Source organism: Exiguobacterium qingdaonense, assembly GCF_018617855.1.
Classification (GTDB): Bacteria; Bacillota; Bacilli; order Exiguobacteriales; family Exiguobacteriaceae; genus Exiguobacterium; species Exiguobacterium qingdaonense.
In genome coordinates this window covers 60,629-87,275 of record NZ_JACSKY010000001.1, presented here as the reverse complement: position 1 = coordinate 87,275, position 26,647 = coordinate 60,629, and the positions used below count along the sequence as shown (strand labels likewise).

At 46.9% G+C, this 26,647-nt stretch carries 25 protein-coding genes, 1 pseudogene and 1 other annotated feature; of the genes and pseudogenes, 17 read left to right on the top strand and 9 right to left on the bottom strand.

The window, feature by feature from the left end; translation table 11 throughout:
• The first annotated feature begins 4 nt into the window (after positions 1-4).
• The gene (locus KNP00_RS00420; RefSeq protein ID WP_215141235.1) at positions 5-922 is read left to right on the top strand and encodes an NAD(P)-dependent alcohol dehydrogenase; all 918 of its coding nucleotides are present in this window, start codon (positions 5-7) and stop codon (positions 920-922) included.
• Between the two features lie 133 nt (positions 923-1,055).
• Positions 1,056-1,745 carry a glyoxalase gene (locus tag KNP00_RS00415; RefSeq protein WP_215141233.1) on the top strand — a complete coding sequence of 230 codons (690 nt, stop codon included), beginning with the start codon at positions 1,056-1,058 and terminating at the stop codon, positions 1,743-1,745.
• Positions 1,746-1,766: 21 nt separating this feature from the next.
• On the opposite strand, the gene KNP00_RS00410 is transcribed toward KNP00_RS00415, so the two are convergent.
• Positions 1,767-2,573, bottom strand: coding sequence for a diguanylate cyclase domain-containing protein (locus KNP00_RS00410; protein ID WP_215141231.1), 807 nt, complete (start codon positions 2,571-2,573; stop codon positions 1,767-1,769).
• A 218-nt stretch (positions 2,574-2,791) separates the two neighbouring features.
• Here KNP00_RS00410 and KNP00_RS00405 point away from each other — a divergent pair, with 218 nt between their 5' ends.
• Together KNP00_RS00405 and KNP00_RS00400 are read left to right on the top strand one after the other, a co-directional pair.
• The gene (locus KNP00_RS00405; protein ID WP_215141229.1) at positions 2,792-3,331 is read left to right on the top strand and encodes a Rossmann-fold NAD(P)-binding domain-containing protein; all 540 of its coding nucleotides are present in this window, start codon (positions 2,792-2,794) and stop codon (positions 3,329-3,331) included.
• A gap of 61 nt (positions 3,332-3,392) precedes the next feature.
• Positions 3,393-4,310, top strand: coding sequence for an alpha/beta fold hydrolase (locus KNP00_RS00400; RefSeq protein WP_215141228.1), 918 nt, complete (start codon positions 3,393-3,395; stop codon positions 4,308-4,310).
• Between the two features lies 1 nt (position 4,311).
• On the opposite strand, the gene KNP00_RS14220 is transcribed toward KNP00_RS00400, so the two are convergent.
• Together KNP00_RS14220 and KNP00_RS00395 are read right to left on the bottom strand one after the other, a co-directional pair.
• Entirely contained in the window at positions 4,312-4,503 is a 192-nt protein-coding gene (locus KNP00_RS14220) for a hypothetical protein (RefSeq protein WP_240542637.1), read from the bottom strand.
• A 30-nt stretch (positions 4,504-4,533) separates the two neighbouring features.
• Positions 4,534-5,535 carry an MFS transporter gene (locus KNP00_RS00395; protein ID WP_240542636.1) on the bottom strand — a complete coding sequence of 334 codons (1,002 nt, stop codon included), beginning with the start codon at positions 5,533-5,535 and terminating at the stop codon, positions 4,534-4,536.
• 67 nt (positions 5,536-5,602) lie between these two features.
• Positions 5,603-5,856 (bottom strand) — a binding site (T-box leader).
• Between the two features lie 101 nt (positions 5,857-5,957).
• On the opposite strand from KNP00_RS00395, the gene KNP00_RS00390 reads away from it, so the two are divergent.
• Positions 5,958-7,610, top strand: coding sequence for a M3 family metallopeptidase (locus KNP00_RS00390; protein WP_215141227.1), 1,653 nt, complete (start codon positions 5,958-5,960; stop codon positions 7,608-7,610).
• 247 nt (positions 7,611-7,857) lie between these two features.
• Here KNP00_RS00390 and KNP00_RS00385 read toward each other — a convergent pair whose 3' ends face one another.
• The 3 genes from KNP00_RS00385 to KNP00_RS00375 form a co-directional block, all read right to left on the bottom strand.
• Positions 7,858-8,337 (bottom strand): helix-turn-helix transcriptional regulator, encoded by a 480-nt coding sequence (locus KNP00_RS00385; RefSeq protein ID WP_215141226.1) that lies wholly within the window; start codon positions 8,335-8,337, stop codon positions 7,858-7,860.
• A 25-nt stretch (positions 8,338-8,362) separates the two neighbouring features.
• Positions 8,363-8,659 (bottom strand): hypothetical protein, encoded by a 297-nt coding sequence (locus tag KNP00_RS00380; protein WP_215141225.1) that lies wholly within the window; start codon positions 8,657-8,659, stop codon positions 8,363-8,365.
• A gap of 98 nt (positions 8,660-8,757) precedes the next feature.
• Positions 8,758-9,963, bottom strand: coding sequence for a cation:proton antiporter (locus KNP00_RS00375; protein WP_215141224.1), 1,206 nt, complete (start codon positions 9,961-9,963; stop codon positions 8,758-8,760).
• 119 nt (positions 9,964-10,082) lie between these two features.
• Between KNP00_RS00375 and KNP00_RS00370 the strand changes: the two genes are divergently transcribed.
• From KNP00_RS00370 to KNP00_RS00350, 5 genes are all read left to right on the top strand, one after another.
• The gene (locus tag KNP00_RS00370; protein WP_031423744.1) at positions 10,083-10,451 is read left to right on the top strand and encodes a PH domain-containing protein; all 369 of its coding nucleotides are present in this window, start codon (positions 10,083-10,085) and stop codon (positions 10,449-10,451) included.
• Between the two features lie 99 nt (positions 10,452-10,550).
• The gene (locus KNP00_RS00365; protein WP_215141223.1) at positions 10,551-11,231 is read left to right on the top strand and encodes a hypothetical protein; all 681 of its coding nucleotides are present in this window, start codon (positions 10,551-10,553) and stop codon (positions 11,229-11,231) included.
• A gap of 6 nt (positions 11,232-11,237) precedes the next feature.
• The gene (locus KNP00_RS00360; protein ID WP_215141222.1) at positions 11,238-11,906 is read left to right on the top strand and encodes a hypothetical protein; all 669 of its coding nucleotides are present in this window, start codon (positions 11,238-11,240) and stop codon (positions 11,904-11,906) included.
• Between the two features lie 75 nt (positions 11,907-11,981).
• Complete coding sequence (locus tag KNP00_RS00355) at positions 11,982-12,464, top strand: GNAT family N-acetyltransferase (protein WP_240542635.1); 483 nt, start codon at positions 11,982-11,984, stop codon at positions 12,462-12,464.
• Positions 12,465-12,473: 9 nt separating this feature from the next.
• Positions 12,474-13,454, top strand: coding sequence for a Gfo/Idh/MocA family protein (locus KNP00_RS00350; protein ID WP_215141220.1), 981 nt, complete (start codon positions 12,474-12,476; stop codon positions 13,452-13,454).
• A gap of 139 nt (positions 13,455-13,593) precedes the next feature.
• On the opposite strand, the gene KNP00_RS00345 is transcribed toward KNP00_RS00350, so the two are convergent.
• Together KNP00_RS00345 and KNP00_RS00340 are read right to left on the bottom strand one after the other, a co-directional pair.
• Entirely contained in the window at positions 13,594-16,980 is a 3,387-nt protein-coding gene (locus tag KNP00_RS00345; RefSeq protein ID WP_215141218.1) for a dynamin family protein, read from the bottom strand.
• 16 nt (positions 16,981-16,996) lie between these two features.
• Positions 16,997-17,617 (bottom strand): NAD(P)-dependent oxidoreductase, encoded by a 621-nt coding sequence (locus tag KNP00_RS00340; RefSeq protein WP_215141216.1) that lies wholly within the window; start codon positions 17,615-17,617, stop codon positions 16,997-16,999.
• A 175-nt stretch (positions 17,618-17,792) separates the two neighbouring features.
• On the opposite strand from KNP00_RS00340, the gene KNP00_RS00335 reads away from it, so the two are divergent.
• From KNP00_RS00335 to KNP00_RS00320, 4 genes are all read left to right on the top strand, one after another.
• Positions 17,793-18,884 (top strand): FUSC family protein, encoded by a 1,092-nt coding sequence (locus tag KNP00_RS00335; protein ID WP_215141214.1) that lies wholly within the window; start codon positions 17,793-17,795, stop codon positions 18,882-18,884.
• Positions 18,885-18,995: 111 nt separating this feature from the next.
• On the top strand, positions 18,996-19,523 hold the full coding sequence (locus tag KNP00_RS00330) for a PH domain-containing protein (RefSeq protein ID WP_215141212.1): 528 nt from the start codon (positions 18,996-18,998) through the stop codon (positions 19,521-19,523).
• A complete protein-coding gene (locus KNP00_RS00325; RefSeq protein ID WP_215141210.1) occupies positions 19,520-21,019 on the top strand; it encodes a PH domain-containing protein in 1,500 nt (499 codons plus the stop codon). The genes KNP00_RS00330 and KNP00_RS00325 overlap by 4 nt, the downstream gene beginning before the upstream one ends.
• A gap of 617 nt (positions 21,020-21,636) precedes the next feature.
• Positions 21,637-22,899 carry an NCS2 family permease gene (locus KNP00_RS00320; RefSeq protein ID WP_215141208.1) on the top strand — a complete coding sequence of 421 codons (1,263 nt, stop codon included), beginning with the start codon at positions 21,637-21,639 and terminating at the stop codon, positions 22,897-22,899.
• A 71-nt stretch (positions 22,900-22,970) separates the two neighbouring features.
• Here the strand turns inward: KNP00_RS00320 and tnpB are convergent, their stop codons facing one another.
• Positions 22,971-24,122 (bottom strand): IS200/IS605 family element RNA-guided endonuclease TnpB, encoded by a 1,152-nt coding sequence (tnpB, locus tag KNP00_RS00315; protein WP_215141207.1) that lies wholly within the window; start codon positions 24,120-24,122, stop codon positions 22,971-22,973.
• Positions 24,123-24,295: 173 nt separating this feature from the next.
• Between tnpB and KNP00_RS00310 the strand changes: the two genes are divergently transcribed.
• The 3 genes and pseudogenes from KNP00_RS00310 (at position 24,296) to KNP00_RS00300 (ending at position 26,645) form a co-directional block, all read left to right on the top strand.
• Positions 24,296-24,766 carry a DinB family protein gene (locus KNP00_RS00310; protein ID WP_215141206.1) on the top strand — a complete coding sequence of 157 codons (471 nt, stop codon included), beginning with the start codon at positions 24,296-24,298 and terminating at the stop codon, positions 24,764-24,766.
• Between the two features lie 199 nt (positions 24,767-24,965).
• Complete coding sequence (locus tag KNP00_RS00305; protein ID WP_215141205.1) at positions 24,966-25,736, top strand: hypothetical protein; 771 nt, start codon at positions 24,966-24,968, stop codon at positions 25,734-25,736.
• Positions 25,733-26,645: pseudogene (locus tag KNP00_RS00300) on the top strand (AAA family ATPase). The gene KNP00_RS00305 and the pseudogene KNP00_RS00300 overlap by 4 nt, the downstream one beginning before the upstream one ends.
• Positions 26,646-26,647: the final 2 nt, after the last annotated feature.

Here is a 26,647-nt window from a genome sequence, read left to right as displayed (position 1 = left end):
CAACGTGAAAGCTGCGATATGTACGGCGTATGGGGGACCAGAAGTATTCATCATTCAAGACGTAGACCGCCCGAAACCAAAAAGCAATGAGCTACTGATTCAAGTCCATGCATCGGCCGTTCACTCGGGAGATCGGCGACTTCGCGCATTGGACGTTCCTGCACTCGGAAAACTACCGATGCGAATGGTTATGGGGTTCAAGACACCAAGACAACCGATTCTAGGTGTCGTGTTGGCAGGTGTAGTGGTAGAGGTCGGTAGCGGTGTAAAGAGTTTTCAAGTAGGGGAGAAAGTCTATGCGCTCACGGGGATGCGGTTTGGTGGATATGCGGAGTTTGCTTGCGTGAACGAATCGAAATGTGTGGTTCAGATGCCCGCGCATGCCAGCTTTATCGAGGCAGCGGCGCTACCATTTGGTGGGACGACGGCATTACATTTTTTACGGAAGGCACGTATCGAGCGAGCGACGAACGTTCTCATTTATGGTGGAGCGGGTGCAGTCGGCTCCACTGCCGTACAGATTGCGAAGTACTACGGCGTACATGTGACAGCGGTCTGCCATGAGCGGAACGTTGAGCTTGTGAAGCGGCTCGGGGCAGATGTGGTCGTCGATTATTCGAGAGAAGGGTATGACCGTGAATTGGGCACGTATGATGCCGTCTTTGACGCTTCGGGGAAAATTGATAAACGACTAGCCAAAAAACACGTGGCAGAGAATGGTGCGTTCAGTTCCGTCGCGGGACAAGGACCGGCGAGCGAACGAAAAGAGGATTTGATGTTTTTAAATGAACTGTTTGAGGCAGGGGCGATACACCCCGTCATTGATTCGGTTTATTCGCTAGATGAGATTGTCGAGGCACACCGATATGTTGATCAAGGGAAGAAGAAAGGGAATGTCATCGTGGCGATCGACCATACATGACAATTTATAATTTCCACCAACATTACTTATTTCACATACCGGATTTTATTGTTTTTTGTAGTGAGAAAAGACTAGTTACACAATTATTAAATAAAAATGTGAGTACCATCATGCTGAAATCAAGGAGGCAAACATGAGAATCACAGAAGCCACCCTCTATACGAACCGGCTAGAGGAAATGAAACGTTTCTATGTAGAGAAGCTTGGACTATCCGTCGCTGACGAAAATTCGACCCGATTTCAAATCGATTTAGGGGAAGACACCCTGATCTTTCAGGAGGCGGTAACGGAGCAAGAGCGACAATACCATTTCGCTATCAATATTCCGGCTAACCGATTCAAAGAAGCGAAAGAATGGCTGATGTCACGTGTCCCGCTTTTAACCGAAGACGGGGAGGACGAAATTTATTTTGAAGGAATCGATGCATCATCGCTCTATTTTTATGACGCGGACGAGAATGTCGTCGAGTTGATTGCTCGGCACTCGGTTAATCCAATCAGCGAGGCAGGAGAATTTTCTTCCCATGAGTTTCTCGGAATCGGCGAGATGAGCTTGACTGTATCTGACCCGTCTTACGTCGCACAACAGCTCGCGGTCATTGGTGTCAATCGTAAGGATGGCAACCCAATCGATTCACATCACTTGAACTTCTTAGGCCCACATAACGGCAAGACATACATTCTTCTCGTCCCAAGCGGACGTGTTTGGCTCTTCTCACCAAAAGTGTCGATCCCGAGTCCGATTCGAATGCTCATCCATCAACGATACATCCTTGAAATCGATGAGAGAGAAGAGTTTCAAATCTATTCTATCAACAAATGAGTTCACGATTGAACTCATTTGTTACTCTTCGGAACTGAGAAAACTACGAATCTCCTCTAATCTCGTGTTTGCATGTTCAAGGTCTACCTCAAACGATTTGTCTGAACAGTTAATCGTAAGCGATTCACCATCTTGTCGGGAGTACTCGAGTAACATCGACTGGACCCGTTCGCGGACGACTTGTGCGTTCACGTCAGAAGTCTGAGGGAAAATTACGGCGAACGTGTCTCGAGCGACCCGGTATTTCTTATCTGTTCGTCGAGTCGCTTCGTGTAACTCGTCACTAAAATAGTCTAAAAACCATTCATACTCACTCGGACCGTATCTTTTTTTAAAATCGTTTAAGATCGGTAGAGTAATGAATGTGACGACGAACGTCTCGCCGTGACGAATCAAACGATTCCGTTCTGCCTCTACATCCATCAAAAAGCGATCACGGTTGTCAAAGCCGGTCTCAGGGTCGACAGCAATCAACTGATTGACTCTAGCCTCCGCGACACGCAATACGAATTGAGACTGAAATAGCATGACTTGAAGCAAGTACGCGAGTCCTGTCAATACAACACATTGAAGGATGACGAAGAGCTGGTCGATCGTGTCGAGAGAGTCTGGCATACTCAATAAAAAATAAGAGGAAAATGCCAGGAGAATCAGGCTGCCAGATCCTCGATGGACAATCAAAGTAGAGAGGAGAAGGATCGGGATAAACGCAGTCCACCAAAGTGGCAATTGATTCAAAATCAAAAACATAGAGAATAGTGAACTCATTGTCACGAAACCGACGATGAGTGCGATCAAACGTAGCGACAACGTTGACCAGTATCTCATAGATGTCCTCCCTTCAAAAAGAAATAATTTGCATCAAAAACACTATTATCCATTTGCCGAAATCACAAATTCTAAAACCAATTCAAGCACCTGATTCATTATAAGTGATTATATGAGAAATGAACCGCTCATTTTAGAAAATATGTGAATGGTCCTATACCAGTCTCTCTTACAATGAGAGGTTGTTGTTTGGGTTATAATGGAAAGGAGGTTTTTTTATGAACGGAAATCATACGCTTGTTGTCGGTGGGTCTGGCATGTTGGCAGAAGTCGTTACCTACCTGTGTAGGAAGTGTCAGCATGTGACGGTCATTTGTCGAGACTTTGACAAAATGAAAATCCTGATTGAACGACATCCGAAAACGTGCAATGCACTAATCGTTGACTATCGTGACGAGGAGGCCCTCTCAATCGGATTGAAGAAAGCGGTTCGTCAAAACGGTCCGTTCAATCAAGTCATCGCCTGGGTTCATCGTGATGCGGGGAAGGCGATGCAAGTCATTTTGGATTATTCCGTGCGTGCAGATGTTGTACATATTTTAGGGAGTCAAGCAAATCCCGAATATGAGAAAGAAATTTTATCTATAACGAGACAACAATCATATCGACAAGTCCAGCTTGGTGCAATCTTTGAAAAGAATACGAGACGTTGGTTGACACATGAAGAGATTGTTCGGGGAGTCATTGACGCGATTGAACATCCCGTCGATTATCGGGTTATTGGTCAAGTCGACCATAAAGGAGATTTGAGGAAATGAAACAGTCGAACCGGTCAGCTTTTGTGCTTCCTTACGATTTAAAAACTATTCGGAGGTATACATGAATTCATCCATTCTAGTAAACGGCTATGATATCGAATACCGGCTACTCGGTTCCGGGGAACGCCTCATCGTGATTATGACAGGAGTGGGAGGTTCATTCGAAGAGTGGGTTTCTCTCGCTGAACAATTAAGCGAGTCTTATCAAGTGTTGCTATATCATCGCTCTGGTTATGGTGAGAGTGAGCAGAACTTTCATTCGAGTCGAACGTCATCTCATGTTTTGGAATGTGTTGTGTTGATGGATGCCCTTCAGCTACATCAACCGATTGTATTAGTCGGTCATTCGTACGGAGGTCTGTGCGCGCAACAGATGGCGAAAGTGTTTCTCGATAGAGTAAGCGGCGTCGTGCTCGTCGATTCCACTTCCCATAACCTTTCAATATTAGATGAGTTAGAAACGCCTATAATGGATGGTCAGTATTCAGATGAAGATTGGCGGACGATGTGTCGCTCTTATTCAAATCTATCGAAAGAAGAATTAGAGCGACTCCATCAGCCAGAACTTTCACTCGAACAACAAGGCTTATCATCAGATGTACTCGCACGTCTCAAGCGTTTTTATCAATCTCCTCAGTTGTATAAAACGATGTTGGAAGAAGAATCGTTTTGGCATGACGATGCCTCAATCATCAATCAAATGGGTACCTTTTCATCAATCCCGTTAATTGTCATTGGTCGAGATTCTGAAGCAATGATTCAGGAAGGAATAAATGGAGGGTTACCTGAGGCTGAAATTCGCTTGCTAGAAGAGACGTGGCATGATCTGATCCATCAACAGTTGAGATTATCAAATCAATCGGAACTCATCATCGCAGAAAAGGCAGGACACCAAATTCATTTACAACGACCAGACACAATCATCGAAGCGATTCATCGAATCGAACAAGCCGGTCGCATAAAAACGACCGGCTCATGACTTAAGAAACTTCTTCGATTTGATTGTGAGAGAAATACTCCCGTTTCGAACGGTCGCGCATGACATGTATGGTGTAACAACCAACAAGGAAGAAGATAATCGAGAATGCGAGATAGACCGGGCGAATCCCAACCATTTCGGCAAGAAGTCCAATCCCAAATGTGAGTAGGATGACGAGTAGCGACTCTACCACATTGATGACGCCAGAGAACCGACCCATGATTTAGACCGGGACATAGTGCTGATAAAATGATAAGAATCCTGTATTTGCAAAGGCAAGCGCGAATGTCAGGACAAAAAATCCAACCGAGGCCATCATGAATGACGATGAACTTGCGAAAAGAAGATAGCCTACCGGGGTCATGATTGCCCCGAATCCGATACAAAACGATAAGGACAAGCGGTGACTCCATCTCGAATTGATGAGTGATCCAAAGATAATCCCAATCCCAGCGATACTGACGAGAAAGCCATATCGGCTTTCAGACAAGTGAAGGACTTGGGTCGCGAATGACGCCTCCAACGAATCGAGCCCAGACATGAAGATGGTCATGGCACAGAACAATCCATAAATGAGCGTCACGTATTTGGCATTTGATGCAAATCGTACGACCATTTTCCAATCTTCGATAATGATTTTTACAGAGAAAGGTTCAATCGACGCTTCTGTTCGATGACGAGACGGAAGGCGCGACAGCATACTGACCGAGACGAGGAGTGTGAACGCGTTCGCGAAGATCGCAAATGCCGGATTCCCGACTAGAAAGAGTAGTCCGGCAAGCGTCGGACCTAGAATAAACCCGGATGACTGTACAAAGTTCTTCATCGCATTGAACTTTTGTCGATTCGAAGCAGGTACGAGTCGCGTCATGTAGACCAGGCTCGATGATTCGAATAACGAGCTCATCACATTGAGAAGAAAGACGATCCCGTAGATGAGCCACAGTGAATCAATCCAGCCCAAGCTGAATACGAGGAACGCACGCAGACCATCGAGTAACATCATCAGTCGTCTCGTATCGACCCGGTCAATCAGGCTACCTGACCAAAGATTCGAGACGAGCGAGGCGAGCGGGACTAATACATAGAGAATCGAGACGGCGAAAGGGGATCCAGTCATCTCTAGGATAATCAAGTTGAACGCAATGAAGTATATCCAGGCACCAAGGTTTGAGATTCCGACACTAACGAGCAGTAGCGCAGAGGTTTTTCGAAACGAATTCAAGTCAATCACTCCTTAGATTTTTTACAACTTTCGGAACGCAAAAAAATCCCACCCCCAAGAACGAATTCTTGGGGACGAGATTCTCATCGTGGTGCCACCCCTGTTCGTCCGCACGTCACCGCACGAACCTTATTCGGTACTGCCGAATGAATCGGACTATACCTCAACTCTATAACGGGAGTTCCCGTCGCCACATCCCTCGGGGTGAGTTCCATAGCGCTGCTCAGAGGCTTGTTTCGATCAACGTTCTTTACTCCTTTTCACCAGACGGAGCTCTCTACGAAAGATTCATTGATGTACTGTTCTCTTCATCGCGTTTGTCAGATCATTTTTAAAAGGATAGCATATTGTGAAAATATAAGGAACAAAAATTATGGTTATAACCATAATATAGAAAATTAACGAAGAATCGAGGTACAGTGTTGATCGACTATAAAGAAATAAAAGAGACGAACGAAGTACTTGCGACTATTCATAAAATTGATTCCAATCAGTTAGATGGATTCATATCGAAATATTCAGCATTGATTGGAAAATATGATGAATACGTCACAAAGAGTTATATTGATGTACAGCGACGCAGCGATTGCGAAGAAGCAAATCAAAGACAACATCATGTTCAAACCGTTATAAAACCTGCACTCAATGAGCTGAAAAGACATGTTTCACGAATTATATTACAGTCTATTAAGGATGAGGATCACGTAACGCGCCTAATGCGAAATCGGATGAATCTTTATCATGAAGAGAATGTTGATTTATTGATCGAAGAGGATCAATTTATACAGAAGTATTTGCAAACAATCGGTCAATTGACTGACCCGACAGATCATTCTAAGTCGATTGCGGAACTTCATGGAGACCTATACGATGCTGACGAATCCATCCGTAAACAGGCTTTTACGCTCATTTATAAAGCGTATGTCTCAACAGAAGGTGACATCACTGAATGCTTGAGAAGTCTTATTCAAAATCGGGAACATCAGGCACAACGATTAAACGCTAAGAGTTATCGTGAACTAGCCTTTATGAAGCTAGGTCGTCTAGATTATGATGCAGAGGATTGTACACGATTTGCAAATCAAGTGAGTAAACATTTTGAGCCCCTTCGCCGCTCGTTTCAGCAGCTACAGACAAAGAAATTGAAGAAATCGAAACTTTCGCCATGGGATTCATTCATTTCTCCGTTTTCGGATGATCACGATCTATCCGTTTCGTCGAATGACTTAATCGATGGAACGGAACGAATCTTGAATGATATCGATCCTTACTTTGAAAAACTGTTTAGGGACATGTGTGCGAAGGGTCATCTCGATTTATCACCTCGACCGAATAAAGCGGAAGGTGGATTTTGTGAATCTTTACCCGACTCAAAGTCATCTTTCATTTTTATGAACCGTTTCGGTGGATTTGATGACTACATTGTTTTAATACATGAAATGGGTCACGCGATTCACCATGATCTCTCACAGCAACACTTATTTTTCGAAGCGCAGACCATTTCGTTTGAAGTCGGCGAATTCGCAGCCATGTCACTAGAGCTATTTTCGACGGACCATTGGACAACTATCCTTTCAGATGAACGAGCTTTCATTCAAGCTAAACTAGAACAGTTTCGATTGATCATCGAATTTTTACCAAGTGTTTTCATCGTGGACCAGTTTCAATATAATCTGTATGATTCAGAATATAACGTGGACGCATTTGATGAGTTATTCAAACGCTTAGTCGATCAATATGAGACTGATTTGATTGATTGGAACGATGTGAGTGACTTAAAAGGAAAACAGTGGCTGCGCGTGATTCATCTCTTTGAAACACCTTTTTACTACATAGAATATGCGATTGCTCAGATTGCTGCACTTCGCATGTATATGCAGTATAGGCAACATCCAGTCGACACTCTGAACAAATATAAGAATGCATTAGCTTTAGGTGGTACTGCTTCGATTCCTGATACTTATCGAGTAGCAGGCGTATCCTTGTTTCCATCTGAGGAAGAATTGGTCGAGTTGACTGATTTCTTAAATGCTGAAATTCAACATTTGTTGATGAAATTAAGTATGATTGATTAATTTAAGTGCAAACTAAATAAAAATTAATTGAACAAAGCTGAATAAGCATTACATGAATTAGGTAAGCTGCCCGCCGGCTCGATAAGCAGCAAAGTACAAGGATTGAATCAAGCGTGTGATAAAAATCGACGAGAGGACGAGTAAAATGATTGTTCCAATGAATCAACTGGAGTCATTCATAATGTTTGGGCTCAGCTAAAAGTAGACAATCGTTATGACGATGAGACTGAAAGCCATCATCAAATCTTTACGCTTTCGTGTCATCTGACACCTCTCGCTGATATTCCAACTTCGACCTTACCTGTTCGGCATCCTCTGCATCAAACGTGCTGTACCACCTCACATGGTTGAGATCGATAATCCGATAATGTCCGCTGATGATATTTTGTTGAAGGGTGTAATGTGGACCTGCCTCGATTGCATGCCAAAAGACGCGTCCGCCGAGTGTTTTTTCTTTCGGCTCATAAGTGTTCTCGGTCGCAATCAGTTTGACGAATTCGACGGGGTCGTCACCAATCAAGTGTATGAGAATCTCACTTTCGTTAAACAAGGCGCATAGCGTCACGATCGTCGACCAACTCGCTTCATTCCGCTCCTTCTCGATTTGGATGAGCGTTTTTTTGGATATGCCGAGTAAGTTCGCCATCTCTTCCTGTGAATGCTGGGATTCGATACGAATCAATTTCATTTTTCGAGAGACTTGTTCAATAAATTCGGATTTTTGCATAAGCGCTCCTTCCTGTTTGTCTGACTTACAACGTCGCCGAGCTAATGAAAATCAAGATCCACGAGATTCCGAGAAACACGATAAATAAGAGCAGGCAGACGATGATATAACAGCAAATGTATTGCCAGTAGGTCAATCGTTTTGATTGATAATAATGGTATGTAAAACTGAATGTCGCAATCCCGATGACTAAGAACGCAACGATATCCCAGATGATGCCAACCTTCAAGAACGATGGAGTCAGAAACGAAGCGATGAGTGCAAGCGCGACGGTCACTATCCCCGTAGAGATGGCAGCAGATGGCGTTGAAGTGTTTTCCAACGAATCACCTCCTAGTATATTACAAGTGTAATTTTACACTAAAAGTGGAAGATGTCAATTTCAGAATGTAAAAAACCTTTCCCTGAGAAAAGGTTCCGTCACTTGTCATGTTTATTCGTTAAATAGGTCGTCAATGGGTAGACACCGATGCTTTGTATGATCAGAGAGAGTAAAATGACGGCGAATGCGAGGGATATCATTTCGCTCGAGCCGTTAATGCTCTCTGCCTCTAGCCAGAGGACGAGGGCAATCGACATCGTCCCTTTGATGCCGGACCATGTAAGGAGAGAGGTCGCCGTCAAATCGTCCTGAAATTCCTTACGCCAGACAGGAACAGAATAGACGAGACCGCCAACGACGATGAACCGGGTCACGATTGAAAGTAAGAATAAAAGAACGGCGAACGTCCAAAGCGAGACAGACAAGTATTCCGTTGCCTCGATTCCAATCAATAAGAACAAGAGCGCAAGTAGCATCGGAATGACGATGTCCCAAAAGCCGTCCAAGTGACGCTGGACGGAGTCATAATCCTTTTTCAAACCTAATTCGTGCGAGAGCATCATGCCGGCTGTCACGGTCGCAAGGACACCCGATACTTCTAGCGCGTCGGCGAGATAAAAAGCCCCGTACGCGATGACAATCGTCAACATGACGAGCTCATGCTTTTTAAAGCTGACAATCATCAATTTTTTAAGTACAAATCCAAAGATGAAGCCGATGCCGATCCCTCCGGCTGACACAATTAAAAATTCAATTAAAAAGCTGAGCGTGGAGAATCGTTCTCCAGTCGCGAACATACTGAGGAAAATCGTGAAGATGACGACACTCGTCCCATCGTTCACCATTGATTCGCCTTCGACGATGTCCGCAATCCGTTTTTCCCCTTTACTCCGTTTTAAAATGGCCGTCACGGAAACGGGATCGGTCGGAATCAAGATGGACGCCAATAAGAAAGAGGCGGTCAGGCTGAGCGGGGTGAAGAGCTCGCTGATCCAAAACGTGCCATACCCCATCAAGATGGCGGTCAAGACAAGACCGACCGTACTCAATATCGCGATGATTCCAATATTGTCCTTCAAATCTTTGTAGTTGAACTGATAGGCAGATGTGAAGAGAAGGGCAGGCAAGAACACTTCGAAGATCATATCTTTTGAGATGAACACCGAATCAAAAAAGGCGATATACGAGAGACCGATCCCAATCATGACCAAGATGACCGGGACAGGGAAGTAATTGCGTTTGGAATCAATCAAATAAATGAAATAGCCGATCAGTAGTAATGTGATCACCTGTTGCGCGATCATAACGACATCCTCCTCTACGATCAATGTGCTATACACTATCTTCCCATTCAAGGTCTAATCAAACGAGAATTGTGGAATATAGGGGATAGTACATTCATTTCATAGAGGGAGGAATCGATATGGGAAACCCGATTGGTGATTTGTCGTGGACGTTTTATTCAGAGTGTGAGGTGCCGAGTGATATCACGGAGTCATTCATCGATGGGGAGCGGGCCGTCGCTGCCTACAAGACAGTACGTGACGTCGCCGTCTTTACGAACAAACGTCTGATTGTCCGTGACGCGCAAGGGCTTACGGGGAAGAAGATAGAGGTGTACTCGCTTCCGTACGACTCAATCAATATGTACTCGACGGAGAACGCGGGACGCATGTTCGACTTGAACTCAGAAGTCCAACTGTTCACGCGCGCCGGAACAATCAAAATTAATCTGAATAAAAAAGTGGACGTGCGTAAGTTCGACCGACTGCTCGCAGAAGCAATTTTGTAAAACAGTAGACCGAGAGTTCTCGGTCCTTTCATTTGGATTTTTCTGACAATCTCTTATCATACATGATACGATGGTACATAATGTGTGACGGAGGTTACGATGCGATTTATAACCCGACTATTGGTGGTCATGCTCGGCAGTTTGATGTTGGTCACTGGATTGATCCATCTGGCTCGTCTGTTTTGGGAAAGGTTTCACGACCCGGCAAAAGGTGGAATCGTGCTTCTCTTGTCTGGAGAGGACGGTGCCAGCAGTGATGAATATGGAGGGAAGTTTCGTCTGAAAGATGATGAGGATTTTCAATTCTTGAAGAATGACTTTTTAGACTACACGTTCGGAACAGGTGGGACGGTGACAGAGTCAGGGAGTTCATACTGGTTATGGTTTTTTGTTGGTGGGTTGATTGTTCTCCTGATTTTAAAGCTCAGCATGATACGGAAAAGAAAGCGTGTCGTCTCGACCATTGATTTCTCGAGTGACGCCGTAAAACGAAGAGGGAGAACGACTAAAGCAAAGGAAAATGTGGAACCCAAAGAGGTTTTATGGACCGATAATGCGATTCGGAATGCGCTCATCCAATTCAATCTGGACTTGCCGATTGGCTCAAGACATCAATCGAATGAGACGGTGTTGGATTGGTTCAAGCGAATCGGTGTGGAAGAGGTGGACCTCTCCCCATATTGGAAATCGAGATATATGGATGTAGTAGTGAGTGATGAAGAATCTAGACAGTTTCGAGAGGCATTACATACCAAGCGATCGGAAGACGGTAAGGGGTGATTGTGTATGAACGATAAAATAGAGGTGGTTGATTCAGATATGCGGAAGTCAATGGGTTCCGCTCGTTTGAAAAAGTCCAATCATCAATTCTACATTCATTGGGATGAGCTGGTCATAGACCTTAAACGACATGACTATGTCTCAGGTATTCGAATCATCGACGAGAATCACTTGTTCATCTGGGCGTTTACGTTAGAAGGAGAAACAATCAATGCGTGGGTGCTAGATGCAGCAGGCGATATCAAACATTCCTTTCACGCAGGTAACGCGATTGCAGCGGTTGTGATAAATGAAACAGGAATCTGGGTCGGTTACGGGGACGAGGGTATCTTTGGAGAAGGGATCTCGACCGAAGCACTCGTCTGCTTCTCAATAGGGGGAACCGTACGTTTTCGCTATAATCAAGAGGTCAGAAAGGGCCCGGTCCTTCATGACTGCGACGTGATGTATGCGTCAGAAACGGGGGTGTGGGTTGTCTCTTCAATTGACGGTCGTCTCGTCCATGTCCAAATGAACGGACGGATTGACTCCTATCCGATGCCACGTCATCTCCTTGATTGTTCATCGTTAATGATTAAAGACGATTTAGCCTATGTCGAGAAAGAGGATAAGATTTATCGTTGGCCGTTTAAGGAGAGGAGACGTGCCGAAGTCTTTCAGAATGAAACCAAATAATTAGATAGTATATTAGCTTTAAATATATTTCAAATACCGTATTTTTTTAATCATATATAGACAAGAATGAACTAAATGATTGTACCAATCAATACTAGAATGCAAGAAGACATTCGCAATTTTTTTGTTAAACATTGGGGTTCAACTCAAATGGTCGTTTCTTCGGGTACATACGATTGTGCAGAGCTCGAAGGATTTATCTACATGAAAACAAATCAAATTCACGGTCTTGTTACGTATGTTATTCGGGATGAAGAAGTAGAAATCATATCTCTTGATAGTCTGATAGAGAATAGTGGGATCGGCTCTCACTTACTCCATGCTGTTGAAGAAATTGGTATGCAGCACAGAGTTAAGCAATTAATCGTCATCACAACCAATGATAATTTGAGAGCGCTTGGCTTTTATCAACGTCGTGGCTATCGTCTAGAACGAATCATTCATGATGCGGTGACGCGGGCAAGAAAACTGAAAGCGACAATCCCACATGTCGGATATGATAAGATTCCTTTATTGGATGAAATTTTACTCATCAAAAAACTGATAGAACAGAAATGAGGAATTCACATGATCCGTTTTGGCATTATTGGTACAAACTTCATCACAGACTGGTTTATTGAAACCATCAATCAGTTGGATGACGTAGAAGTGACAGCTCTCTATTCGCGCACGGATTCGCGTGCTAACGAATATGCAACGAGTCACTCCATCTTACATACGTTCACGTCACTTGAAGAGATGGCGAAGAGTGATGTCATCGATGCCATCTATATTGCGAGTCCGAACTCACTTCACGCCGAACAGAGCATCTTATTCATGCAGCATGGGAAACACGTCCTCTGTGAAAAACCACTCGCCTCGAACGTCCAGGAAGTCACTCGGATGGTTGATGTCGCGAAGGAGAACCAGGTCGTCTTACTTGAGGCACTCCGTAATCTATTCATGCCGAACCTTGGACGGATTCAACAGGCAATGGAGAGAATCGCTCCGGTGCGGCGGGCTGTCTTCAATAAATCACAGTATTCTTCACGATACGATTTGTATAAACAAGGGAAAAATCCGAATACGTTCAATCCCGATTTTTCGAACGGGTCATTGATGGACCTTGGTGTCTATTTACTCGGTCCCGCATTGAAACTGTTCGGTCAACCGAATGATGTCCAGGCGAGCGGTGTCAAACTCGAATCTGGAGTGGACGGGAGCGGGACGGTCATCCTTTCCTATGACGACCTTGACGTAGTGGTCATGCACTCTAAGATCCATGCGACATCGGCGCCTTCTGAAATCATCGGGGAGAAGGGACGCATCATCATCGACGATATTGCGACGTGTAATGAAGTCCGTCTAGAGTTACGGGATGGCACGTCAGAAATCATATCAGACGCGCAGAATGCTCCGATGTCCTATGAGATCGAAGCGTTCGTTCGAGCAATCGAAGCAGGGACTTTAGAGAATGGAGCGCATTCAGCGGACGATATGGTTCGCCTCGCCGATTTGATGACGACCGTTCGAAAACAAGTTAGTGTCATCTATCCGGCAGACAAATAAGTATAAAACGGTCCTTGATGTCATGTGCACATCAAGGACCATTTTCATCATTCTTTGTTCAAATATAGATATCTTAGGAAGAGTCCTAAGACAATCGTCATGACGACGGCAGGGATCAGTCCAATTAGAAGTAGTGTGTTCATACCGTTTCCTTTCTGAGCGATTCGAGACGTTCATGCATCTCATCAAAGGAATGGTTGTCCGTCAACATGCTGAGCTCTGCATCGGCGAGTTCTGTCAGTTGAGTCGACCATTCTCGTTCAATATCGATTTCGGATTTCTTGATTTCTTCGTTGGCATGCTCAACTTGCTTCGTATGAATCGTTTCAAGACGCGACCGAATCATATCGCGAAGCAGTGAGGTCAACTCATCTTTCAGTTGCGTCCGTCCGTCTCCCTCGAAAAATTGACTCGCATTCTTATAGCGCTTCAACACCGACTGATAGGGTGATGTCTCGAGATGAATCGGTTCGACAGCCTCTCGTAGCCATGCCACGTCGAGTTCTCGGTCGAATTCAAGCGTCGGAAGGAGAGACGCTTGACGTTCTGTCAACCGTTCGATCAAGGCGACGAACTCGCGTTTAACGTATCGCTCCAACCGATACTGGAACACTTGGAGCTCTTGCTGGATGTCATAGGCGTATTTGTCGAGTGTCCGTCCGAGGGCACGCTCCAAGCTCTTCCTTGACCCATCGACCTCGACCGGATGGAACGTTTCCTTGACGAAGTCCGAGAGGCGGAGGAGCGAACGCGTCTCGAGGTGGGCGAGGAGTTCTTTCGCTTCCCGGTCAAACAAATCGATGAGTGCTGACACATCGAGTGCCGGTGGGTTCTCGAGTAAAGCAATCAACTGCTGGCGACGATGTTCTTTCGCCGACGCGTCTTCTTTCGCTTCATTCAAAACACGATCAAATGCAGCGAGTAGCGCTGTCGTTTCTTCCTGTATACGCATTGCGTTGGCGAGACGAAGGTCTTTGTCGACATAGCGTTCAAGTGTCGAGACGAATCGATCGAATCCTTCGTCATCCCCATGCATGGCGTTTCGGCTTGAGATGGGGAGAACGCTTGGTCTGCGGACACCGAGCGCGGTCAACTGTTGTGAGACATAGCTTGTGACTGCATCCCGCTCCTCGTCATCTGTCGCAAGATCAGAGGCGTTCACGAGGAAGAACATCTCGTGGTCTCCCGTCCCTTGGACCCGTCCGAGCTGAATGACGAGCTCCCGGTCCGCTTCCGTGAACGCATGATTATAATACGTGACGAACAAGACGGCGTCCGCGTCACGCATGTAGCCGAACTGTACCTCGCTATGACGATTGAACTGCGAATCGGCACCTGGCGTATCGACGAAGACGATGCCACGCCGTGCCCAAGGAGAGTCGAGATACAGTTCAATCTCTTTCACGATACAGCTTTTTTCTTCTTGTGCGACGAACGCGCAGAACGTGTCATAGTCGACGATTTCCGTTTGTCCGAGATAATCGAGCGGTGCCGCTTTTACCGCATTGACGAACGGGTGGTCGACATCGAGCGAGGTGAGGGAAGTCCCGTAACCTTGTAGCTCATCTTCAAGTTCATCTCGTGATTTGAAGGTGATCATCGCCGTTCGATTCGTCCGACCATCTGGCGGTACGATTTTTGTGATCGAAGCCGTCAATGGGTTCGGTGAGGTCGGTAGAACCGTCTCCCCGAGAAGGGCATTGAGGGTCGACGATTTTCCGGCCGAAAACGCACCGAAGATGGCGAACGTATATTGCTCATGCTTCGCGCGCTCGATTTTTTTGCGTAATGTCGAGACACGGGAGCGGAATAACGGATGCCCCTCTAATATTTCACATACCGCATTTTCATAAAGAAAATTAAAATCAAACAAATCATGATCATCTTCCAAAATCGATGTTGATGCAACCTCAGATTCAACAACATTCGACTGTTTTTCCGGGAGATACGTTGCATCGACATAGTTTCGAACTGCCAACTGATCCAATTGATTCGAATCGAGTTGGAACTCATCGTATTTTCGAATCGAGTCCAGGCGTTGAGAAAGACGAATACGCAACGCTTCCGTGTCGAGTGCATCATATAACTCGTCTTCTTCTGCCGAAAATTCTTTTAAGCGCAGGTCGACTTCCGCTTTCATATACGTATCCGTCGAATGTACCCAAGGTTCCGATACTTTCGTCACCCATGACGAGAGGGCATTTTCAATGTCCCGGCTGAACTGTAACACGGTGTCACCACTTAAGGATGCGCCGGACTTCACTTGTTCGGCGATGAGTGAGCTCGGCGCAACCGGGAGGACATCGCCTTTTGGTAGCAAGGTCTCCGGAAGTTTCAAATCTCGGATGATGTCTTCTGCGTATTTCATGAGGTGCGGACGTAAGTTCATATCAATCAGACGGTTGAACTCTTTGACCGTCATGTCTTCACGACGAGCTCGTTCTTGTTTCGTCTTCTCCTTCGAGAACAAAAGCCCGACCTTGAAAGAGGGAGAACAACTCTCGAGATAAGAGCGTAATAACTCACGGAACTCATAAGTCATGATGGGTGCACTGTCGACGATTGGTGCCTGATGTTGGAAGAATTCACGACGGAACGATGTCCACCATGCCCGTTTCTTCTCAAGGCGATGCAGGCGAGACTGCATTTCCTTCGGATTCTTCTCATAAGTCGGCAATTGATCCAACGTCGATTGAATCAATGTTTCGTTGCGGCGGACTAACGTATCAATCAATGCATCAGCATGCTCGACCTGTTTTTGTCTCGATTTCTCGATGACTTGACGGACATACGACCGTAAACGCTCGACTTCGTTATGAGGATGCTTTAAATCACGAAGTGAAATGTAGAACGTGTCATTTGGGACGATGTCATGATGACGGAATGCTTTCGTCAATGACGCCTTGAAGTCAATAAAGGAGAGCTCATCCTCGTCATGCTTGTCGATTTGGTTAATGATGATGGAGTAGGGACGACCTTCCCGGCTGAATTGTTTCATCAGCTCGATGTTTTGTTCAGACTGCACATGGTTGTAGTCCATCATGAAGAACAGATGATCGGCCAAGAAGAGCGAGCGTTCCGTCGCTTGGCGATGCCGTTCATCCGTCGAGTCAATCCCTGGCGTATCCATCAACACGACGTGTTCATCAAACGGGAACCGGTCGATCGTATACTCGACTTCCTTGATTTCCTCGACTTTGCAATAGTCACTGATATTCGATAGGGAAGACGGGTCTAATGAAATCCAATCCGTATCATTAATCGCGACGGATGCCGCTGATTCTCCACCACGTAACGTGACGATGTTGGCACTCGTCGGAATCGGGCTAGTCGGAAGAAATCCCTCTTCTAGCCAATCATTGAGCAGTGTCGACTTACCGGCTGAGAAGTGACCGCAGACGGCAATCCATACTTCTTCATTCGTTACTTTGTGTAGGGCGGTGCGGGCAAGTCGGGCCCCATCCGTCATTTCTTCATTTTCAAACGTCAAAGCGAGCCGTGCTAACTGTTCTCGTTGTTCATGCATGTTTCCCATCCCCTAATTATGATTCCGTCGTGATGCCGACACGATGTCCGACATATTCATCATTCGTTAAACAATCCATCACCAAATCGGCGACATCGTCCCTCGAAATCGGACCTGATTGTTTCGTGCCTAACACTTCTTTTGAGACGATGATATCTCCGTTCGATGGCTCATTGACCAGTTGAGTCGGACAGATGACCGTAAAGGCTAAGGCTGACTCCCGTAATAACTCATAAGCTCGGGCGTGATCTTCGGCTGCGGTTGTCATCGAACGTTTCGACTCACTCGTTTCAAAGCGATAGTTGTCGCTGTCGTGCGCCTTTAAGATGCCTGCGGTCCCGACTGTGATGATGCGTGACACATCAAACTGTTTCATCGATTCAATGACGAGTGGTGTGAATGTAGACAATACGTTTTGTTTATCCGTCCCTAACGCCGAGATGACAACGTCTGCAGATCGAACCGTTTCGAGTACTGCTTCTTTGTCCGTCGCGTCTCCAATCATTTCGTTGACGCATTCCTCGGAATCGATCGAATGTCTCGTTAAAAGTTTGACATTATGCCCTTGATTCAATAAACGCGCAAGTATTCGTTCCCCTGTACGGCCACTTCCGCCGAATAAAGCAATTGTTGACAAGTAAACCCCTCCCCATCAAGATGAAAGAAATATCCAACGTCATCATAACACGGGAGCGTTCACAAAACTGCCTGAAATGGTTCATTTTCACTTGAAAAGAGTATGGTACGTTTTAGAATTAAGGAAGAAGGCAAAAAATACATATGACAGGTGTAAGAAAGGAAGGCACCACCACATGAAATTTGGGGCTAGAACTATTAAGACTGGGCTGTCGGTCGCGATTGTCTTACTGATTGCCGAGGCGTTTCAATTCCAACAAATCGTCGTCCCGGCACTCGCCGCGTCGCTCGCACTCTTGCCGTCTGTCTATCAGACTGGGCTTCGACTAATCGAAGAGATGAAAGGGAACTTGATTGGGGCTTTGCTCTCCGTTGGCTCATTGTTGCTTACTCCGAACCCGACACCGATCGCCATCGGATTCGTTATCATTATCGCCATTTCGATCCTTCTCTTTTTGAATCTAGAATCGACGACGCGGACCGTCATCTTGACGACGATTCTCATCATGGAAGGGGCGAGCCAGTCCGATATGCCGGTTTGGCTGTTTGCGGGCGAACGTTATCTACTCATCATGATGGGAATCACGGTGGCGTTGATTGTGAATGCGCTCTTGTTCCCACCACGATATGAACGGAAGCTTGAAGAGCAAGTGACAGAAGTATTCCAAATGGTCGTTCGGATTGCCCGATTGTTCTCAGAAACGGAAGGCGGACGTTCCTCGTTCGAATCGTTACCTGAGACGAAAAAGTTGCATGGCGATTCAAAACAGACATTCGCTTATTTCGAAGAGGAAATCAAAGCGAATCGTTGGCTCGAGAAGAAGACACCAATCTTCCGTCGGGCCGTCATTAAATCAAAAATGATTGAGACGAACCGGGCTGCGCTCCATGTGATTGAAAAGCTCGCTCACGACTTTCATACGATTGAGCAACTCCCACCACAACTGAGTGACGAACTGTACCGTCACATCCGACACTTGTTGCGTCGACATGAGCGTCTGTTTTCAGCGTATGAGCTTGAGAACGAGCATCTCATCGACCGAGAAGAGGATCTCATCCATGAGAACTTTGACTTTGCGAAACTGATGATTGAAAAGATGCGCGAGGAAGAAGAAGAACTGATTCTCATCGTCGTCCCGCTCGTGGCAACGATGACCGACTGGGTCAAGGCAATGAATGAACTCGAACGCTACCTTGTGACAGAAATGAAGAAACACGGGGACAATTTAAAAGTGGAACCACGTAAGAAATGGTTTTTTGAAGACTGAGAAACGGGCCGATGTTCGGCTCGTTTCTTGTTTAGGTTCGTTATGAAACCTTTTTGCGACTCAAGCGTATACAATAGAGACAGATACATAAGAACGATAGGGGGATTCACCATGTCAGAAACAACATCGACACCAGAAGAAGGTGTCACACCACAACGAATCAGCGGCACACTTCCAATCGAGGCACGGACTGTCTTTCGGCTATCAAGCTCGATTTTTTATATCATCGGACTCCTCGTCACTGGAGCTTTGGTGGCTGCCGCATATTGGTTTGATTGGCCGACTTGGCTCCAAATCAGCTTCATCGTACTACTCGTCATCGATGTCGTCTATAGCTTGATCGATCTCATCTGGTTCCAAAAGTGGAAACAAGAACGATTCACGTATGACGTTCAGCCGCTCGAGATTCGGATTCATCATGGGATTATCACGACACATGATGTGCTCATCCCGATGACGAAAGTCCAATATGTCCATGCGGCACAGGGGCCGATTCTCCGAAAATTCGGGTTACAGACCATCACGATCGGGACAGCGGCCGGTTCTCACGAAATCTATGCGATCGAAGAGTCATTCGCCAAGACACTCCGTGAACAGATTGCCATCTATGCACGCATTGAAGAGGAGGATGTCGTATGACCGAGACTGCGTTAACATGGCATCGACTTCCGAGTCGCGTTTTGGTGCTACGTATTCTCGAGGTCATCAAGTCGTTCGCCATTCCAATCGTCTTACTCTTTGTGCTCAATAACGACTGGGACTCGACATTCGGTATCATCATCCGAGTCGGGATTTTGCTCTTCCTATTACTCGACGTTGTTCAGAAGTTCTTCGGGTGGTTAAACTTCCGATATGCCCTCGATGAAAAGACTGTCTATGTCATTGAAGGAAACTGGTTGAAAAAAGAAAAGTCGCTTCCACTCTATAAGATTCAAAGTGTTCATTCGAACAGTCCATTCCTCTATCGATTGCTAGGTGTGGTCGAATTGACGTTCGATACGAATGCCAACAGTGACGATGCTTCCTTCAAATTAGCAGGTGTCTTCCCGACTGAAGCGAAACGACTGGAAGAGATTCTCGAACAAGTCCGTCACCGGAAACAAAACGCACAAGCGGTGGATGACTCAGAAGAGTCGGATGAGACACCTGCACAGGCAGCACCGGTACCAACTCGCCTGTTGTACGCCTTGTCCACGCGTGAAATCGTGTTGGCTTCCGTCACGTCACTCTCTGTCTTCGCCATCTTCCCGGTCGCCTCGACCATCATCTCGTCAATCGACGACTTCATCAACTTAGATGGGGCGTTCAACCAAGTCGAAGATTATGTCGTACATGCATCTATCATCGTCATCGGTCTTCTCGTCATCGGGGTATTGATGCTGTCGGTCGTGATCGGCATGATCATCAACTTCTTGAAGTATGGGAACTTCCGGCTCGAGCGGAGAGGGGAACGCATTCGCGTCGAGAAGGGATTGTTGAACCGAAGCGCCAAAGAAATCCCGTATGAGAAGATTCAAGCGATTCGGATTAAGGAAACGTTCATTCGTCGCTGGTTCCACATCGTCGGGGTCGAACTCGTGGCGGCAGGGACAATGGATGAATTAAAAGATGAATCGTCGACAATTCTCCCGTTCGTCAGGCGTGACCGGGCAATGCGTGTCTTACGTGAGCATTTCTCTCAATTCACATGGTCGGACGATTTACATCGACTACCGAGACGTGCGCTAGGAATCAAACTGATGCGAATCAGCTGGTTCGGGATCATCTTATCAGGACTCGTGCTCTATTTCTTCCGAGATTATGCCTGGTGGCTCCTGCTCTTATGGGCCATCATCATCGGGGGACGCGTCCTCAGTTTTGTTACCACAAAATACGTCCGCACGGATCGATTCATCCAGTTACGGACGGGAGCGTTCAACGTCCGCTCGTTCTTGACGGACAAACCGCGGATCGAACAAATTCAAGTGAAGCAATCGCTCTTGCAACGTCGTTTCGGGCTATGTACAGTGCAATTCTCGACACGTGGAGGAATTTTGTCAATTGAGGTGATCGACGATATTCCGAAAAGTGAGGCGGACGCGATGCTAGCCTGGTTCTCCCGTTACGATGAGATAAACGAAAACCGCTCAGGCTGATTTTTCCTGAGCGGTAAGATTATTTGTGATTTTCGTGTCAAATGACGTTTCTCATACTGAAAACACGGATAAAGTATGGTATGATGCAAGTAGAAAGAGACCGGTGCTGGACACACCGACCTCTGGCTTACAGGCTACCACTTTAAGAGTGGTCCCAGCCGCCACAATGGTTAGTGAATCAGAAAGTGACCCATCTCATTGCGCCGAGGGGGTCATTTTTTTGTGCGTTCAGACGTTGCACGATCGGATGTTCGGTGAATCACCAAATGAACGATGATCGGAGCGAGGATTGGGATCATGACATAATCCCCAACCCAGGTCCAAAGTTGTTCCATCCGCACCACCGCCTTCCTCCATTGTGGACTTGGCGGCTGACCCCACTATTGCTACGTTAACCTGCCCCTTCATTATAACAGATTTGTTCGTAAAATGACGTTAAAAATAAGAACAAACGTTCTTGTTTTATAAAATGAATCTTTTGTTGGAATTGGTCTCATGAATAGGCCCAAAGAAGGAATTGAGTCGAATCGCTCTTGCTTGTTAGATGTCTGACAGGATATAATCGAATTCGTGTGTATACACGGGTGGGTGAGGGTGCCAATAAAGGATTGATTCCTATGGCAAAACAAACAGAATGGAAAACAGAAACATACGGGGGCGTGCTGAACTTTCTGGCGACAGCATACATCCCGGCCGTGCATGCGGCAATTTTGACACAAGCCGGACTCCCGTTCGAGGGGGCGCTCGTCGGAGCGATTTTGACAAGCATCATCGGGACGTTGATTGCGGGATTCTTCAATCTGCCGCTTCTCTTGTTACCGGGAATGGGGATTAACGCGCTCTTCACCTATACGCTCGTCTTACAGATGGGGTTGAGCTGGCAAGGCGCGCTCGCCGTCTCGTTCGTCTCAGGTGTACTCGTCGTACTGATGACGGTGACCAAAGTGGCGAGGAAATTGGCGAACGCGTTCCCACCGATCATTCATGACGGATTGACGGTCGGTCTCGGCCTCTTCCTCATCTTGATCGGACTCGAGGCGGCAGGGATCGTCTCAGGCGGGGGTGGGGCATTGCTTCACATCGGTGACCTCGGCGAACGTGACGTCCAAGTCGCATTCCTGTCACTCTTCGTCGCCATCTTACTGTTCTTGAAGATGGGACCGAGCAGCTTCCTTTGGACGATCGGTTTCGGTGTCGGACTCAGTGCCGTGATGGGAACACTCGATTGGACGGGAAGCTTCGCGTTGTCACCGTTCTTCGAGTCGTTCGGCACGGTGTTCGGGAACATCTCGTTCGCGGAATCTGCGTCTCCACTCTTTTTGGTCGCGGTCGGTGTACTGACGCTCGTCTTGTTGATTGAAAACATCAGCCTGATTCAGAATCAGACACGGGCAATCGGCAAAGAAGAAGAGGCGCCGAAAGGTCTCGTCGCACAAGGTCTCTCGACGATGGCCGGGGCCATGTTCGGTTCAAGCCCGACCGTCTCGACGGTCGAAGTGGCTGCCGGGATATCGGTCGGTGCACGAGGCGGGATCGCTTCATTCGTCACATCTGGATTGTATGTGGTATCGCTCTTATTGCTACCGCTCTTTGCAATCATCCCTGTGACGGCGATCGCACCGGTGTTAATTATCATCGGCATGATGATGTTCCAGAACGTGAAGCATTTGCCTCTCGATAACTGGGAGCATGCCTTCCCAGCAATCCTTGTCATCATCATGATTCCGTTCACTTATTCCATCGTCGATGGGATCGGACTCGGGTTCATCGCGTACACGATGATCGTCTTGTTCAAGAAGGGCTATCGGTCGCTCAGTCCGGTCGTCGGTGTCTTGACCGTATTGTTCTTAGTTTTCTTCTCATTACCAGTCTGGTTTTGAACTACCTCCACCTACGCTTCACTTAGAGGTGGAGGATTCCTGAGTTATCCGACCTATCGGTCAAAACCTGATCAGGCTAACCCCGTCGTCCCGACGGTTGAAGCAGCCAAGATACGTTCTGCTTCTTTTTTGAGATTCAGTCCTGCGTTCACATCGCGGTCGTGATGGACCCCGCAATTCGGGCATGTCCATTCACGCAGGCTTAGATGCTTCACGTCCTTGTGCCGATGGCCGCAACCCGAACACAATTGGCTCGAGGCGAAGGTCTTCCCGTACCAGTCGGCCTTGTATTCAAGCATGCGGAAGAACTCCGACCAACTCACCTCGGAGATGGACTTGCTTAATTTGCGGTTCTTCTGCATGTTCTTCACCTGCAAGGTCTCGATACCGATGACGTCGTGGTTTTTGACGATCTCGGTCGATACCTTGTGCAGGAAGTCTGTCCGCTTGTTGGCAATCTTCTCGTGGATGCGGGCGACCTTCCGCTTCTGCTTCTGGTAGTTCTTCGCCTCGGACAGTTTCACCTTCCTGTTCAAGGCGATGAGCTGACGACGGGACAACTTCCGCTGCTCGCGCGCCAGCTTCTTCTCGAGCGTACGGAAATAACGGTCGTTTTGGTATACGGTTCCGTTTGACAGGATAGCGAAATTCTTCAGCCCGACGTCGACGCCTACGGATGAGCCGGTCTTCGGCAGTTCGTCAATCTCCTGCTCTGCGAGCAGGGACACGAAGTATTTGCCCGAAGCTGTACGTCGGATCGTGGCGTTCAAGATACGCCCCTTGACCTGCTTCGAGTTGGCGAAACGAACCCACTTCAGCTTCGGGAGCTTGAGTTTGTTTCCGATGATCGAGATTTCGGGGATCTGATTATTCTTCTCGATATTCGTCTTGTATGATTGAACAGGGTTCCGTTTCGACTTGAAGCGAGGGCGCTCGTTCTGTTTCTTGAAGAAGCGTTCATAGGCGTCGGCCAGATGCTTGACGCTAGTCTGAAGGGAATGGCTGTCGACCTCTTTTAACCAGTCGAACTCCTGCTTCAGCAAAGGGATCTCTTTCGAACAAGATCCGTAGGAGAGTCCTTTACCAGTCGCTTGATAGGTTTCATCCCATTTCGCCAAGAAGTGGTTGAAGACGAAACGCGAACAACCGAACGTCTTCGCGATCAGGATCTCCTGCTTTTTTGTCGGGTAGATTCTGAATTTGTAAGCCTTGTGTTTCAGCATGATGTTCACCTCCTTGAAGGTAGTATACCCGAAAGGAGAGTGGGAGTACTCTCGCTTAATTTTGATAGAGATACGCACGGCATCGTTCATAACGAACGGTGCCGTTTTTTGATTTGAAAAGACTCGTTCGTGCTATAATCGCAGTAATTCAAAGCGAACGGGGAGGGGATTGGATGCAAGTTATTCAAGAATTCGCATCGTACACAGAATGGCTCAAGACGTTAGAAAAGCTGAGTGAATCTGATTGGAACAAACAGAGCGACTCGGAGAAGTGGTCCATAAAGCAAATCATCTTACATATCGCCCATTGGGACAATCATCTGTTGAATGTCATCATCCCATCGGTGAAGAACGGTGAAGGAATGATATTCCCTGACTTTGACTCGTTCAACGCGCGAGCGACGAAAAGGGCGGAGCAGTTATCAAGTGACGTCGTATTGAAGGAATCACTACAAAGTCGACGAGCACTCATCACCATGCTCGAGTCCTTAAGTGAGGAGGCGCTGACCTATAAAACGACAGCGAATGGCGTCTCCCATGATCCGCCTCAAGGTGTCCCCTACTCGTTACATGTGATCATCGAAGAATTCATCGAGCATGACCGGCACCATATGAAGCAAGTCGAGTCTATTCTCAAGAGATGAAAAAAATTTATGAGTCTATAGATCAACTGCTCGTTCAATGAACGGGCTTTTTCTCTTGTCTGAAAATAACTGAATATTCCGCCAATCCTTGTGATATGATCCATTTAATCCTATTTCCAAAAAAAGGATTTAGTCTATGAGAGGAGCCGTCACATCAGATGAAAACGATCAAACTGAATATACATAAGCGGAAACACCGATGAAACAAGCCAAAACGATTTTTGTGTCAGGAATTCTTTTCTCCTTGCTACTTGTCGCCCTCATCTCCTATTCCGGTCAACTGGGATACCGTTACTACCAATCATTAGATATCTCAGGGAGCGAGATTACGAGTTGGGTCACCGACTGTCATGACAAACGAAAGTTTTTAGGGATTTTCGAAGTGACGGATGTCGACTTTTGGTGTGGGGATGCGCCATATGAAGAACCAGAAGGGAACGGTCCAGACGGAGCAATGATTGACTCAGAAGGCGAGTCAGGTGGTACACCGAAAGAGCGGATCAAGGACCAATCCCCTTCTTACGGAAACCCGTCAGGAGAAGAGACGAGCGGCGTCTCCTACCTCCCATACATGATTACCGGAATGATTATCTTGCTCGGATGGTGGCTCTGGAAAAAACGACGCCCCTCGAAAAAACAAAGCGAGGAGGGAGAGTTAGATATCGAGGATCACTCGCTAGTGACTTCTGACAACGCGTCGATGCAGATAAACCGAACGGTTCATCCATTACCAGCATCGGCTATCCGAAAGCAGTTGATTCAATTCGAAGCAGCGTTACCTCCATATAAACGTCGTCGCCCAACTGAGACGTTGTCGACGTGGGCGAAACGAATCGAGCTCGATGCATCCCTACTTACCTATTTAGAGACACGTTATGATGATGGAAACATCTCACCACAACGTGAGCGAGCGTTCACCCAACAACTTGATGAATACCTACTACGCACACAAAAGGAGTCGAACTCATGACCATCCGACACGTATTGGACCAATTAGACCGCATTTACCTCGGTAAACCAGAAATCACAAAATTATGTTGCACAGCCCTATTGGCGAACGGCCATATCTTGCTAGAGGATGTGCCGGGGACGGGGAAGACGTTACTTGCGAAAAGCATCGCCAAAAGCTTTGAGGCAGACTTCGCCCGAATTCAATTCACAGCCGACCTGCTGCCTTCTGACATCATCGGTTCAGACTTCTTCAATATGCAGACCCAGACGTTCGAGAACCGCACCGGACCGATCTTCACGAATATTTTACTCATCGATGAAGTGAATCGCGCCGTTCCGAGAACGCAATCCGCCTTGCTTGAAGCGATGGAAGAACGCCAAGTTTCTATCGGTGGTGTCACCTATCAACTACCGAAACCATTCTTCGTCATCGCGGATCGAGTCGGCGGGAACGTTCACGCTACCGGACGCTCAACTCGATCGCTTCCTCATGTCTCTTCAAGTTGGGTATCCTGGGGCAGACGAAGAACGGAACTTGATTCTGCAGACGATTTCAAAGACGAGACAGACAGTGCATGCCTTGATGACGAATGAAGCTTTTTTAGAAGCACAAGAAGAAGTCGAGAATAACCGAATTCATGAAGATGTCGTCACGTATTTGCTCGCACTCATCCACGAGACGAGACAACACCCGTTAGTCGAAGTCGGGGCGAGCCCACGGGCGACGCTCGCGCTCGTCAAGGCCTCACATGCTTATGCGTACTTGAACGACCGTCAATTCGTCACGCCTGAAGATGTTCAAGCCGTTGCGCCACATGTCCTCTCGCACCGATTGACCCTCACCCTTGAAGGGGATATCAAATCGACGAAGCGACAAGTGTTGGTGGACGTACTCGAGTCCGTAACTGTCCCAGTCGAAAAGGTGTAACG